Genomic DNA, 14,176 nt, shown 5'->3' on the forward strand with positions numbered 1-14,176 from the left:
TAACCTAAAAAGATAATAGTTACATTTTAAAGGAATAATCGATATATTTGATTTGCAGAAATTTATCTAAGAGGCAATAAATTAATTGGCCGTAGCGTTTGCAAAATATATTAACACTCAACTATAAATTTATTAAAAATGAGATTTTTTTCCCTGGTTTTTACCGCATTGTTATTGGTGCAATCAGCAAGTATGGTTGCGCAGAGTGATTTGGCTACAAGATTTGATTCTTTAAGCCTAAAGGAGCAGTTTGATTATGTGTATAGCAAGTCGGAAACGTATGAACGTTACAAAGTGATTAAAATATCTACATATAACCTGCTCAAAAGCAGTTCGATTGATAGCGTTGCTTTTTATAGGAATGATTTGGTCGATCGAAACGAAGAAATTGATCTACTAAAAGGGACAGTGGAAGGCAAGGATGCCCAAATAAATTCTTTAACAAACCAGCTGCAGACCTTGACCAACAGTAAAAACAGCATGATGTTTCTGGGTATTGAAGTGTCTAAGGTTGCCTATAACTCAATTATGTGGGGGCTGGTATTTGCCTTAGTGGTGCTGGTGCTGGTTTTATTTATGCTCTTTAAGCGGAGTCATACGGTAACCAATGAAACAAAACTTCGACTGAGTGAGGTGGAAGAAGAGTTTGAAACGCACCGAAAATCGGCACTGAAGCGTGAGCAAAAGTTAGCCCGCGAGTTAATGGATGAGAAACTAAAGCATAAGTTTTAAAAATCGCAAGTATACAAATAGAGGCTGTCAAAACTGACAGCCTCTATTTTTTGTGGATATAATTCCATTACTTTCTTAAGTCGCTTGCCTTGATTAGTGGGCAATATACCGGCAATTTTTTCTTTTCAAGATGTCTATGATGTCATCTTTTCTTACTGTATGGTAAGGCGGTCTTCAATCATTCGGTTATTGTACTGCTGTATTATCCCTTGCATGAGCGGCAGACTTTCTTTATAGCCTTCATCCGTGTTTTTGATGTTATTGCTTAGCATAGGATCTTTGGCAATGTCAAAGGCACTGATCAGGTTTTCACCATCAAAATGGATAACATAGTTGTTGTGAAGCAACTGATAGCTGTTGTTTGTGTAGTTAATTACAAAGCGGTCGCTCTCTTCGTGCAGCAAATCTTTACCAAAGGCAATGTACGGCTCTTTATCATAGCCAACATAGTTAAGAACAGTAGGCATGATGTCAATTTGTTGAGCCAGTTCGTGGTTCACCCCTTGTAATGTGCTGTCGCCAGGACTAAACAGTATTAAGGGAATCTGAAATTTATTAACGCTTGTCTGCGAGATGTCGAATTGTGATTGCGTGCTATGATCGGCTGTAATCACAAATAGGGTATTGTTATACCAAGGCATTTGCCTAGCTGTTTCAAAAAACTTTCTTAAGGCGTTATCGGTATACCCAACACATTGATGAACCGGAAGTGTGCCTTTGGGAAAAACACCTTCATACTGTTCTGGTACTTTAAATGGGTGATGCGACGACAGCGAAAACAGCGATGTCATAAATGGCTCCTTCATTTTATCCATTTCTTTGGCATAAAACTGAAAGAATGGTTCATCCCAAATGCCCCACATGCCATCAAATTCATTATCATTATTGAATTCAGTCATGCCTTTATATTCATCAAAACTGGCCACATTGGCAAACGAGTCAAAGCCCATTGAACCATTGGGTGCTCCATGGAAGAATGCACTGTGGTAACCTTCTTTTTTGAGGAGGTAGGGCAGTCCGTTTATTTTGTTGGCCGAATATTCTGAAACAACATATGGGAGTACTAGTGCAGGAATACTTGCCAATACAGATGGCATGGCATCAATGGATTTTCGGCCGTTAGCAAATGCGTTGGGGAAAACCAGAGAGTGCTGAGCCAACGAATCCAAGAAGGGGGTGTATCCCTGATATTTGCCATTGTCAAGTGTTGGGTTTAATGCACCAATAAACTCCCGGTTAAAGCTCTCCAGCATGAAAATGACAATGTTCTTATGTGGATTATCAGGGGCGTTATTTACTGATATCACCGGGTTATATGCTGCTTCAAGTTCCTTTTCGCTGGCAAAATAATTATAAGCGGTATAGCTTTTTTTGCCCCAGGTGCGAATGACACAAAAAGGTGTATTGAGAACAATCGCCATTTCATCGGGGGAGTTGACATATTTTCCGGCATTGGCCATGTTAATCGGGCGGGTTGAATGACGGTAGCCACCGCGCATACCAACAATGGAAAAGCCTGTAAACAACGTGAGGGCCACCAATGATAGAGCCGGATAGAACCAGCGATTGGAGAACTTAATTTTTTTGGGTTGCAGCAGTGAATAACTGTAAGCCAGTAAAAAAAGTGATACTAAAAATATTATGGCCACATACCAATAGTCCAAAATGAATTGCCCCCACAACTTTGTCATGTTGGTTTCATTCTCAAGTATGTTTATAACGTTATAAGTGGTTCGCTTTAAAATGAAGCGATAATAGATAAGGTCGATGCTGTTAAGAGCAATGCCAAGGCCATTAACTATCAAAAATATGACTTTTAAAAAGTATTGGTAAGCATTGTTAAACTTAAACGGCAATGGTAAAAGGTACAGCAAAGCATAAAGCCCATTGAGGTATAGCATGGCGCTTAAGTCAAATGCCAGGCCGCCCTTCATTATCGTTAAAAATGAGCTAAAAGTAACGTTTGGAAAGAGTTCTGTATTAAATAGATAGAACAGAATGCGGAATGCACTGTAAAAGGCCATTATCAGTAATAGCCTGTATAAAAGAACGAGGTATTCGTTTGATTCTGTATCTTTTTTGCTAAAAAACTTCATGCTGAATTGTCAAAAAATTTGCACAAAGTTAACAATGCTATTAAGTTTTCGAATTCTTTTTGTCTTAAGAATCGTTAAGCAACTTTTAATCAGCCTCCAGCCAGTTTAAAGCAGCTTCTTTTGTTGAGAATTGTTCGCGTTTTATTTTTGCGTTTTCGGGTAACCAGGAAAAGAGCATGGCATAGGCCGTTATTTTTGGGTCGCTAACACAAAATGCTGTTTTAACAGAATGGCAATGGAGCGTTTTTTCTTCCGCTTTCTTCGATAATAGGTTAATCTCATCCAAGCGCAAATCCAAAGAAGCGTTTCTGAGGTCATAAAACACTTTCAGGTCTTTTGGCATGTTTTGCAGGCTGCCTAATTCCTCTAAAAAATCATATAAATCGTGCAATGTTGAGGGACCTTCTATCGAAACGTGTAATATGTTATCTATAAATGCAAATGATATCATGTGGCGGTTTATAAGTATTGATTCTACTGTGTTATCCATTGCTTAAACTCTTTTGATAAAAGCATGTGTTTTATAATGTCAACAAGCGTTTGGCTGGGCAGGTCTTTCAGGAACATTTGTACTTCCTCATCTGTCACGTTGGCCTTGGTTAATAAGGCTTTCAGTTTTTTAAGGGAGGCACCTGTCAGTTCATCTTCAAAAGGTAACCACATAAAGTTAAGGTTGTTCGCCTTGCTTGCTGGCTTCTCATCAGTAGAATTTTCTGATTTTATTTTGAGTTCATCTATAATGGTCGAAAGGGTAGTTTTACAGTCTGTTTTTACCGGATCTGAAGTGCCCGATTCATCACGTAATGCCCAACTGCTATACGCATAGTCAATTTTTTCAAGTGCAGCCACCTGGGGGGAATTGCTTCCAAAGCAGGAGGTAACCAGCAAAATGGTTGCCTTCTTCCATGAAACCAAATCAAAATCGCGCGTATCTATTTTTTGAAGCTGTTGCTGTAGCAATTCTAAATATGTGGCAGCCGTACTCATAATCATATCTTTTAATACAATGTAGTGTGATTTAAAAATAAGAAATAAACAGCTGAAGTATTTAAACCTATCATTGTTTTTGATGATGGTCGTTAAATTCCGGGTGACAGCTAATAAAACAAGGACGAGAGATGAAGACGCTCGGGATTATCCGTTGCACTCAATTCCCTTTAAAGCCCAAAAAATGAAGTGATGGTGATGAGCGTAAAGCAATTATTTTTTAAAAGCCGACCAGTTCAGGTCGGCTTTTGAAGTGAGTTAAGCAAATTGAGCAAGTGTTTTTTTAATAATCTCAATGGCTTCCCGTAGTTGTTCCTCATTAATGACCAAAGGAGGTGCAAAGCGGATAATATGCTGGTGTGTTGGTTTGGCAATCAGACCATTCTCTTTCATGGCCATACAAACATCCCAGGCTGTTTTACCGTTTTTAGGCTTAATTGCTACAGCATTCAGCAAGCCTTTACCACGCACTAATTCAATCATGTCAGAATCAATGCTTTGCATTTCTTCACGGAAGATTTTTCCGAGCCGTTCAGCATTTTCGGCCAGTTTTTCATCTTTAACCACATCCAAAGCTGCGATTGCCACCTTACAGCCAAGTGGATTACCGCCATATGTTGAACCGTGCTCTCCTGGCTTAATAACCAACATTACGTCATCGTTAGCCAATACAGCCGAAACCGGGAACACACCTCCAGAAATTGCCTTGCCAAGTATTAAAACATCAGGTTTTACGCCTTCGTGATCGCAGGCAAGTAGTTTACCGGTGCGTGCAATACCGGTTTGTACTTCATCAGCCATGAATAGCACATTTTTGGCTTTACACATTTCATAGGCCTTTTTCAAATAGCCCTCATCGGGCACAAATACCCCTGCTTCACCCTGAATAGGCTCCACAAGAAAGCCGGCAACATTTGGGTCTTCAAGTTCTTTTTCAAGAGCAGCTAAATCGTTGTATGGGACAGTCACAAAACCTGGGGTGTAAGGACCAAATCCTTTATATGAATCCGGATCGGTCGACATCGAAATGATGGTAATGGTGCGACCATGGAAATTATCGGCGCAAACAATTATTTTTGCCTGATTTTCAGGAATTCCTTTTTTGTCGTAACCCCAGCGGCGGCATAATTTGAGGGCTGTTTCATCGGCCTCGGCACCTGTATTCATGGGCAATACTTTATCATAGCCAAAGTATTTTGCCATGTACTCTTCGAACTCTCCTAAAACACTGCTGTGAAAAGCACGTGATGTTAGAGTGAGTTGTTTTGCCTGTTCGGTGAGGGCATTAATAATTTTTGGGTGGCAGTGCCCTTGGTTAACTGCTGAATAGGCCGAGAGGAAGTCATAGTAACGTTTCCCTTCAACATCCCAAACAAAGATGCCTTCTCCCTTTTCGAGAACAACAGGTAGGGGATGGTAATTATGTGCACCGTACTTATCTTCACGAGCAATATAATCTGCTGGTGTCATTTTTTTATCGGTCATAAAAAAGATTTAAAAAGGTTATTATTTTCTAATATTTTAGGCTGCAAGCAAAAATAGAAGAATTAGTGAGAAAATCAGGATGCTATAAGCTGAGTTTTATCATGTTTGTAATGGGCCGGATAGAAAGAATACCGCTTTTGAAAAAACAATTTCGCATTTCGTCGATATTAATTTATTTTTATCGGATTATTCTATAAAACTTATTCAATGTTGCTTGCTGGAACCTTAGTTAATGTTTTGACAGTCCTTATAGGTAGTGCGATAGGGATATTTATTGGGAATCGCATTCCTCAGCGGATTACAAAAGGGGTTTTTCAAGCCATTGGCTTGTTTACAATTGTTTTAGGTGTGGGTATGGCCATAAAAGGTGAGGCGCTACTGGTCCTTGTTTTTAGTTTAATCATTGGTACCATCATTGGTGAGTTGGCCAGTTTAGATGCCCGAGTAGATGGCTTATCGAAATTGCTGAAGCAGCACTTGCGCTTGTCCAATCCAAAATTTACGGAAGGGATGCTAACGGCTTTTCTGCTGTATTGTGTTGGTTCAATGACCATTTTGGGAGCGATTGATGAAGGGATGGGCAATGGTTCCGAAATATTAATGACAAAAGCTTTAATGGATGGCTTTTCTTCCATTGCATTGGCCGCAGCTTTTGGCGTTGGTGTTAGTATGTCGGTGGTGCCACTTTTTCTTTTTCAAGGAGGAATTACACTTTTGGCATATTTGCTGGGTGACTTTATCGACACAACAATTGTTACTGAACTTAGCGCTGTAGGCGGTGTTTTATTGGTAGGTTTAGGGATAAATATATTAGATATAAAGAAAATACGAATTATGAATATGCTTCCGTCTCTACTTGTGGTGGTGGCTTTGATGTGGCTTGTGGCCTACTTTTAACTGAAATATAAAATTAGAGTACATTGGAAAAAGAAACAAAAGCAGTACTTATCACAATGTTTGAAAAATGGGCTGGGGAAGAGGCCCGTTCATTTGTTATGCAACCGCCATCTGGCTCATATCGTGAATATTATAGGATTACTGGCCGCACGAAATCGGCCATGGGCGCTTTCAATGCCGATTTAAAGGAAAATCTGGCTTTTCTGGAATTTTCGAAGCATTTTAAACAGAAAGGCCTACCGGTTCCGGCCATTTATGATGTGGATTTGGATAACAATATTTATCTGCAGGAAGATCTAGGGGATGTAACCTTGTACGGGTTTTTGCAAGGAATGAGAAAAGGAAAGGGGTTTCCGGATGAGCTGGTTGCATTTTATAAAAAAACGCTTAAAAAGTTAGTTGCTTTTCAGATAAAAGGAGGTGAAGGACTGGATTATTCTAAATGCTATCCGCGTCAGGCTTTCGACCGTCAGTCGATGCTTTGGGATCTGCATTATTTCAAGTACTATTTTTTGAAGCTGGCCAGGGTTCCTTTTGATGAACAGGCGCTGGAAGACGATTATCATCACCTCATTAATTTCTTGCTGGAAGTAGAGCACGACTATTTCCTTTATCGCGATTTTCAGTCGCGCAATGTAATGGTGGTGAATGACGACCCTTGGTTTATTGATTACCAGGGTGGAAGAAAGGGTGCCTTGCAATACGATTTGGCATCGCTGTTATACGATGCTAAAGCCGATATCCCACTTGAAATACGGGAAGAATTGTTAAACTATTACATCGAAGAACTTAGTCAGCATAAAGCCGTTGATCCGGATGATTTTAAGCGTCACTATTACGGGTACGTACTTATTCGTATTATGCAAGCCATGGGCGCATATGGTTTTAGAGGCTTTTACGAAAAAAAGGAGCATTTCCTGAAAAGTATACCTTACGCCATCAACAACCTAAAATACCTGATCGATACAATTGATTTGGGTATTGAACTGCCCACCTTGTTTGCCGCATTGACCAATGTAACAGAATCGGAGGAGTTGATGACTATCGGGCAGCGCAGTTCCATGTTAACGGTGAGTATCAATAGTTTCTCCTATAAACGTGGTATACCGGTTGATGTATCAGGCAATGGAGGCGGTTTTGTGTTTGATTGCCGGGCTGTTCATAATCCTGGCAGATACCCGGAGTACGCTGATAAGACAGGAAAAGATGAGGAGGTTATTGCTTTTTTTGGCAAAGAGCCCGAAATGGCCGATTTTTTGAGCGATGTGTTTTCGATTGTAGATAAGTCGGTAGAGAAATATATATCCAGAGGCTTTAAAAACCTGATGGTTAATTTTGGGTGTACAGGCGGTCAGCACCGTTCGGTATACAGTGCTGAGCAACTGGCCTCTCACCTTCAGCATAAGTATAAGCTAAATGTGGTAATTAAACATGTTGAGCAGGAAATGAAAAGGAGGTAGTTTGCACATGGGAAAGAAGAAGTGTAAAGAAGGCGGGAAGGGAAATCCCCCTGTAGTGAAGGAGAGTCATAAATACGAGTGTAAAAAGTGTGGGGCTGGTTCAAAAAAGGAGGACAAATTGTGTAAGCCCCAAAAAATAAAACGATAATGAATGCCTTAATATTTGCAGCCGGACTTGGCACCCGCCTGAAACCACTTACTAATCAATTACCCAAAGCCCTGGCGCCACTCGATGGCAAGCCTTTATTATGGCATGCTATTAATGGCTTAAAAGGAACCGGTGTTGAGCGGATTGTTGTTAATGTGCACCACTATGCCTGCCAAATTATCGATTACCTAAACAGCGAAACCTGGTGGACCGAAGTGGTTGTTTCCGATGAGTCAGAGCAACTAATGGATACCGGAGGAGGTTTATTAAAAGCACAATCTTTATTCATTCCAAATAAGTCAATACTGATTAGAAATGTGGATATTGTGACATCTACAAATGTAGAAAGTTTCATATATTCGCATCAACAAAATGGAAATGATGCAACTCTGATGGTGAAGAAACGCAGCACATCGCGATATTTACAATTTGACCGTTCTATGCAGCTTTGTGGTTGGAGAAATACCAAAACCCATGAAGCCATAGAAATATTTCCAGTAGACAATAAACAAGAGTTGGCCTTTAGCGGAATTCATATTATTGAACCTCACCTGCTGGATCAATTGGGCGAGGTACGTCCTTTTTCTATAATAAAGGCCTATTTAGAGTTGGCTCAAAATAATCGAATTATTGGGTATGAAGTAGCAGAAAGTGATTTGTGGTTTGATGTTGGTACAATTGAGAAATTGAAAAAAGCAGAATTATATTATAAATCAGGGAAAAATAGTTTTTTAAGATGAATGAAATTCAAAGTGGAACCGGGAGAGGCCTGTTAGGTGACCCGCTTCAGCAATTTATTAGATTTTTCACCAACGGAAGCGCCTTGCTTATGATGGCCACTGCAGTTGCAGTTATTTGGGCCAATGTTGACCATGAAAGTTATCATCACTTCTGGCATAGTACCTTTGGTATTTCTTCCGGGTTATTCAGCGTGGAGATGGGACTGACACACTGGATTAATGATGGGCTAATGGCCATCTTCTTCTTCGTTGTCGGACTCGAAATTAAGCGGGAGTTTCTGGCTGGTGAATTGAGTTCATTTAAACAGGCATCCTTACCGATTTTTGCAGCAATGGGGGGGATTATCATGCCAATTATCTTTTATTTTATGTTTGGTTTTGAGGGAACAGCAGCAAAAGGCTGGGGAATCCCCATGGCTACCGACATTGCTTTTTCTTTAGGAATACTCTCCATTTTAGGGAAGCGCGTACCACTGGCATTAAAAGTATTTTTAACGGCATTGGCCATTGTGGACGACTTGGGAGCTGTTTTGGTTATCGCCCTTTTTTACGGAGGTGACCTTAACTGGACGTATTTATTAATTGCCGGAATCCTTTTATTAGTTCTAACTGTTGCCAACTTGAGAAATATTCAGGATTTGAAACTTTATACCTTCCTGGGCTTCATTATTTGGTACCTGTTTTTACAATCAGGAGTTGACGGACCTGGTTCGGGACTGCACGCCACCATTGCCGGTGTGTTAATTGCCTTTACTATACCCGCCCGCCCCAAAGTGCATATTAATGAGTTTTTGGCACGCATTAAATCAGGCCTTACCCGTTTTGATTCTGTTCCCAAAAGTGAAAGCGAACGAGTGTTAACGGATGATCAGCTGTATGCCATTAACGAAGTCGAATACAGTGTTAAACGAGTACAGAGTCCGTTGCAGTACATCGAGCACCAGTTTCACGGCTTCATCAGTTTGTTTGTGTTACCATTATTTGCGTTGGCTAATGCCGGTGTAACCTTGATACATCATGGTGAGGGAGGCGGAGAAGTGTTCACCACACTTTCATTTGCCATAGCCATCAGCCTGATAGCTGGAAAAGGAATCGGAATCACCGTCTTTTCATGGTTGGCAGTGCGATTGGGTTTTGCAGTTAAACCAAAGCGTTCTTCATGGTTATCATTCCTGGGGCTTGGCTTATTAGGTGGTATCGGCTTTACCATGTCGATATTTATTGCCAGTCTGGGCTTTAAAGATAATCCGGAACTGCTGAATCAAGCTAAGATCGGTATTTTTGTTGGTTCGATCATTGCAGGTCTTTTAGGTTTTTATCTGTTGAAGTATTCGCTAAAGAAGGATGAAGAAAATAGTCCGCGTACCACCAGATAAGCGGAAAATGAGCTAAGAAGAAAAGGGGGTGTCGTTGGCGCTCCTTTTTTCATTTTTAAAACAAAAACTGCTTACTTTTACAATCTAATCCAAAATATGGGACAGTTTATTTCATCTCACCTGGGCGAATTGGCGGCTTTAGTTACTGCCGTTTGCTGGACTTTTACATCACTCTCTTTCGAATCGGCCGGTAAAAAGGTCGGTTCTATGTCGGTAAACCTGATCAGGCTGTTAATGGCTATCGTTCTGTTAGGCACTTTGCAATATATTCGTTTTGGCTATTTTTTTCCGGCTCACGCAACAAGTTATCAATGGTTTTGGCTGTCGGTGAGTGGTTTAGTCGGTTTTGTGATAGGGGATATGCTTTTGTTTCAGGCTTTTGTGGTTGTGGGCGCTCGCATTTCGATGCTGGTGATGTCCCTCTCGCCACCATTAGCCGCTTTTTTCGGATGGCTGTTGCTGGGCGAGCAATTGGAGCTAAGCCACATTGTAGGAATGATTGTCACCATTACAGGTATTTCGTTGGTGATACTTGGCCGGCCAGGGAAAGGAAAGCGCCTTGAGGTTAAATACCCTGTAAGCGGCATTTTACTGGCATTTGGTGGAGCAACCGGACAAGGGTTGGGGCTGGTATTGAGTAAGCTCGGCATGGGTGAGTACGATCCGGCATCGGCCACCATGATACGTGTGATTGCCGGAACGGTAGGCTTTGCTGTCCTGTTTGTTTTTACCGGCCATTGGCCAAAAGTAATTAAAGCCCTCAGTTATGGGGCGGCCATGGCCCGTATTTCAATCGGTGCTTTCTTTGGGCCTTTTCTTGGGGTTTCCTTTTCGCTATTAGCAGTGAAGTATACCACAACCGGTGTAGCTTCTACCATTATGGCCATTGTACCGGTATTAATTATACCACCGGCAATCCTTATTTTTAAAGAAAGAGTGACTTTAAAAGAGTTGGCTGGTGCGGTTTTAGCTGTGCTGGGTGTTGTGCTGTTGTTCTCCTTTTAACCGGTTATTTTGAGCATAACCTTCGCAGCAACCAGCAGCGTCCCCGTCATGATGAGGAGCGCGAAAAAGATCACGCGCGAATCATCATTAAATGACTTGGCTAATCCTGATTTTAGGAGACGTTTGTTGTGATGCGAAATAACGACAAAGCGCGGAATAACACGCAGATAGAATTCGTAAACCAAGCGGCCCAGCAGAATGCCTAACAAAAAGCCCCCCAAAATATCACCGGGGAAATGGACGCCCATATAAATGCGTGAATAGGCATTGACTGATGCCCATAGGAATATAAAAAAGCTAAATGTTTTGTTCCTGAATAAAAGAGAGGTAAACATTGCCAAACCAAATGAATTGGTAGCATGGGAAGATACAAAGCCATAAGAACCGCCTCTTTTCCCATTAATCAGGTGAACCAGGTATTTAAGGTCGCTGTCGTGCGAGGGACGAAAGCGCTCAAAACCATGCTTAAATATGTTGGTTGATATTTGATCGCATAAAACAATTAAAAGCCCAATTGCCAATACAGTAACTAAACCTCTGGCTCCATGGTTCTTGAATATGACATAGGCCATCGTCAAGTATAGTGGAATCCACACTTCTTTGCTGGTAAACATCCAAAAGAAGTTATCCCAGTAGCCGTTATGAAAACTGTTCAAAAATAGGAGGAGCTCCTTATCTAAATTGATGAGAGATTGCAAAAAGTCCATAATTATTTCATTTGGGCCGAAAATAACTTTTCTTTTTCAAATTAGCAGCGCATTTACTGATAATACTCGTTTTTAAGAAGTGCTTAATCGACAAACGCGCTGTTAAAAAGTTCCTAATTAGTCGCTTTCCTTTTTTTAAAATTTGTATACTTGTAATGATGTACAAATGGCGTTCAAATATCGCATTTTTACTGTTGGCTATTTACGGTATTGTATTTGCCCACAACGTAATACCTCACCATCATCACATGGATATTGGGGTGAAGATGAGCGCTGTTTTTTGTCAGGAAAAGACCGGACATGATCACCATGGTTCACAAGATGACCATTCCCATTGGTTTGATAACCTGGAGTATAGCGGGCACGATTGCGTATCGCATCAGCAGGGTAGCGAACATCATGACGCCTGCCATTTTGATGTACGGCCGGTAGCAGCCAAACTGGTCGACTTCTCGCCATTTCTGGTCGTTAATGCCGACTTCCTGCTGCCACTGTTAAAAAACGAACTCCCTCAGTACGAAATCGATCGTACACCTCCTAAATTTCCGGAAGGCTACAATTATGCCGTGCCCCTAAGGGCACCACCTTTGTATGATAGTTTAGCATAGGATTTTACCTCTGTTCTGCTTATTAACAGGACAGAAGGACCATTTTATATACTAACTAATTCATTTTTTATCATGCAAAAATTATTGCTAGTCATGGCTATGTTGGCTTTAACGCTATCAGCGTGTGGAACGAAAAACACTAAGCAGCAAGAAGGTGCACATGTGCATTCTGATGGAACTGTTCATGAAGGACACGATCACTCAGCTTCAAAACAAGAAGTATTTGAAGTGAAAGAAGCTGTGTGTGCTCATGAATGTGCAAAAGATAGTTGTGATTCGCTTAAGCCCAGCGAAGAAGTGCATGACCATGATCATGCCCATGAGCATAATCAAGATCATTCGCACGAGTAAACTTGCAACTGACTCAAGTAGAGAAATATTCTCTGCTTGAGTCAATTCTAGCTGTTAAAGAATGGATTAAAAACAATAAACATGAAATTTTATAATATAATGGGGTGCTTGTTACTGTCGTTTTTTTGGGCATGTAATAGTTCCCATTCGTCAAAAGAAGCACATGCTCACAACGATATCACGATTCCTTATACCGGTTACTCCAGTGAGGTTGAGGTATTCGCCGATGTGGAACCTTTAGCAACAGGAACCAACTCAGATTTGATTGTTCACTTGACTGATTTAGCCACTTTCAAACCGATCGATATTCAACAGTTAACTGTTTCGTTAGTTGTAGGGTCTAAAGGAGTGCGGGTAGTGAGTGATTCACCAGTGCAGAAAGGTATATTTATAATAAGCCTGCAGCCGGTTTTGGCAGGTAGTGGACAGTTGCAGTTCACCTTTAACAAAGATGGAAGAGAGCAGGCTGTTGTGGTAAATAATGTGCTAGTTTATGAAGATGCGCATCAGGCAATGCATTTGGCAGAGGAAGACTTACCATCTTCACCCAATGCCATAGGCTTTACTAAAGAACAATCGTGGAAGGTGGAGTTTGAAACCCGGCCTGTTCAACGCTTACCGTTTAATCAGATCATTAAGGCCCCTGCTAAAGTGGAAGCCGCTCAGGATAATCAAACCCTGGTAGTGGCAAAAACGTCTGGTGTTGTTCAGTTTTCAGCTGGCAGCTTATATCCAGGGCAAAGTCTCTCAAAAGGTGATTGGACCATGACTATTGCAGGAGAGGGTTTAACCGAAAATAATGCCGTGGTGCGTTTGCAAGAGGCACGTGCAGAATATGATGCTGCTAAATCCGATTACAATCGGGATAAACGATTGTTTGAGCAACAAATTGTATCGGAGCGAGCATTGCTTGAATCCAAAACCCGCTTTGAAAAGGCCGGGGCTCTCTGGAACAATCTGCAAAAATCGGTTGGACAATCAGGTGAAAATGTGCTGGCCCCACAAATGGGCTTAGTCCATTCAGTCTGCGTATCAAATGGTGAGTTTATCACCACGGGAACTCCCTTATACTCAATTGTCGAGAATAAGCGTCTGGTGCTTCAGGCGATGGTTAGACAGAGCCAGCTGCCTGCCTTAGCAGCTATTACCGATGCAACTATAGAGCTCAATTCCGGTGAAGTATTTGAACTCAAAGAGTTAAATGGAACCATTAAGGCCGTTGCCCAAACGGTTAATGAGGAGGCCTATTTGCTGCCTGTTACCATTGAAGTGGATTACGATGAACGACTGGTGAGCGGAGGTTTTGTAAACGTGTACCTCAAGAGGGCAGAGACTGTGCCGGCTTTGGTTGTGCCTGAAACAGCTTTGGTGGAAATACAGGGGCTGTATTTCGTTTACCTCCAGTTGACACCTGAAATGTTTGAACGCCAGCAAGTAAAGGTGGGCGCTAGTAATGGTGTTCAACGCGTTATTCTGTCTGGTCTCAGGGAGCATGACCGGGTGGTGACAAAAGGAGCGATTCTGGTAAAACTGGCCGCAGTGTCTAATACAATTGATGCCCATGCAGGTCATGTTCATTAGGAG

The 14,176-nt window shown here is 41.4% G+C and carries 14 protein-coding genes; 9 read left to right on the forward strand and 5 right to left on the reverse strand.

The annotated features are described in order from the left end of the window. The first annotated feature begins 138 nt into the window (after window positions 1-138). Window positions 139-732 carry a hypothetical protein gene (locus ACSX1H_RS07795; protein WP_439183283.1) on the forward strand — a complete coding sequence of 198 codons (594 nt, stop codon included), beginning with the start codon at window positions 139-141 and terminating at the stop codon, window positions 730-732. Window positions 733-884: 152 nt separating this feature from the next. Here the strand turns inward: ACSX1H_RS07795 and ACSX1H_RS07800 are convergent, their stop codons facing one another. From ACSX1H_RS07800 to rocD, 4 genes are all read right to left on the reverse strand, one after another. After that, window positions 885-2,828 carry an LTA synthase family protein gene (locus ACSX1H_RS07800; RefSeq protein WP_439183284.1) on the reverse strand — a complete coding sequence of 648 codons (1,944 nt, stop codon included), beginning with the start codon at window positions 2,826-2,828 and terminating at the stop codon, window positions 885-887. 85 nt (window positions 2,829-2,913) lie between these two features. After that, window positions 2,914-3,318: a hypothetical protein gene (locus ACSX1H_RS07805; protein WP_439183285.1), complete on the reverse strand. Its 405-nt coding sequence runs from the start codon at window positions 3,316-3,318 to the stop codon at window positions 2,914-2,916. Then, window positions 3,303-3,815, reverse strand: coding sequence for a hypothetical protein (locus ACSX1H_RS07810; RefSeq protein ID WP_439183286.1), 513 nt, complete (start codon window positions 3,813-3,815; stop codon window positions 3,303-3,305). Before ACSX1H_RS07810 ends, ACSX1H_RS07805 begins: the two co-directional genes overlap by 16 nt. A gap of 258 nt (window positions 3,816-4,073) precedes the next feature. Further along, entirely contained in the window at window positions 4,074-5,300 is a 1,227-nt protein-coding gene (gene rocD / locus ACSX1H_RS07815) for an ornithine--oxo-acid transaminase (RefSeq protein ID WP_439183287.1), read from the reverse strand. A gap of 207 nt (window positions 5,301-5,507) precedes the next feature. On the opposite strand from rocD, the gene ACSX1H_RS07820 reads away from it, so the two are divergent. From ACSX1H_RS07820 to ACSX1H_RS07840, 5 genes are all read left to right on the forward strand, one after another. Beyond that, a complete protein-coding gene (locus tag ACSX1H_RS07820) occupies window positions 5,508-6,197 on the forward strand; it encodes a DUF554 domain-containing protein (protein ID WP_439183288.1) in 690 nt (229 codons plus the stop codon). Between the two features lie 23 nt (window positions 6,198-6,220). Beyond that, entirely contained in the window at window positions 6,221-7,657 is a 1,437-nt protein-coding gene (locus tag ACSX1H_RS07825) for a RapZ C-terminal domain-containing protein (protein ID WP_439183289.1), read from the forward strand. A 147-nt stretch (window positions 7,658-7,804) separates the two neighbouring features. Then, window positions 7,805-8,545: a nucleotidyltransferase family protein gene (locus ACSX1H_RS07830; RefSeq protein WP_439183290.1), complete on the forward strand. Its 741-nt coding sequence runs from the start codon at window positions 7,805-7,807 to the stop codon at window positions 8,543-8,545. Then, entirely contained in the window at window positions 8,542-9,921 is a 1,380-nt protein-coding gene (gene nhaA, locus ACSX1H_RS07835) for a Na+/H+ antiporter NhaA (RefSeq protein WP_439183291.1), read from the forward strand. The genes ACSX1H_RS07830 and nhaA overlap by 4 nt, the downstream gene beginning before the upstream one ends. Window positions 9,922-10,017: 96 nt before the next feature. Next, on the forward strand, window positions 10,018-10,926 hold the full coding sequence (locus tag ACSX1H_RS07840; RefSeq protein WP_439183292.1) for a DMT family transporter: 909 nt from the start codon (window positions 10,018-10,020) through the stop codon (window positions 10,924-10,926). Here the strand turns inward: ACSX1H_RS07840 and ACSX1H_RS07845 are convergent. Continuing rightward, the gene (locus tag ACSX1H_RS07845; RefSeq protein WP_439183293.1) at window positions 10,923-11,633 is read right to left on the reverse strand and encodes a phosphatase PAP2 family protein; all 711 of its coding nucleotides are present in this window, start codon (window positions 11,631-11,633) and stop codon (window positions 10,923-10,925) included. The two genes, ACSX1H_RS07840 and ACSX1H_RS07845, sit on opposite strands and share 4 nt — an antisense overlap. Window positions 11,634-11,788: 155 nt before the next feature. Between ACSX1H_RS07845 and ACSX1H_RS07850 the strand changes: the two genes are divergently transcribed. From ACSX1H_RS07850 to ACSX1H_RS07860, 3 genes are all read left to right on the forward strand, one after another. Beyond that, complete coding sequence (locus ACSX1H_RS07850) at window positions 11,789-12,241, forward strand: DUF6769 family protein (RefSeq protein WP_439183294.1); 453 nt, start codon at window positions 11,789-11,791, stop codon at window positions 12,239-12,241. A gap of 72 nt (window positions 12,242-12,313) precedes the next feature. Then, entirely contained in the window at window positions 12,314-12,592 is a 279-nt protein-coding gene (locus ACSX1H_RS07855) for a hypothetical protein (RefSeq protein WP_439183295.1), read from the forward strand. 81 nt (window positions 12,593-12,673) lie between these two features. Further along, window positions 12,674-14,173: an efflux RND transporter periplasmic adaptor subunit gene (locus ACSX1H_RS07860; RefSeq protein ID WP_439183296.1), complete on the forward strand. Its 1,500-nt coding sequence runs from the start codon at window positions 12,674-12,676 to the stop codon at window positions 14,171-14,173. The last annotated feature ends 3 nt before the right edge of the window (window positions 14,174-14,176 follow it).

This window comes from Carboxylicivirga taeanensis (assembly GCF_051851475.1).
GTDB classification, from domain to species: Bacteria; Bacteroidota; Bacteroidia; order Bacteroidales; family Marinilabiliaceae; genus Carboxylicivirga; species Carboxylicivirga taeanensis.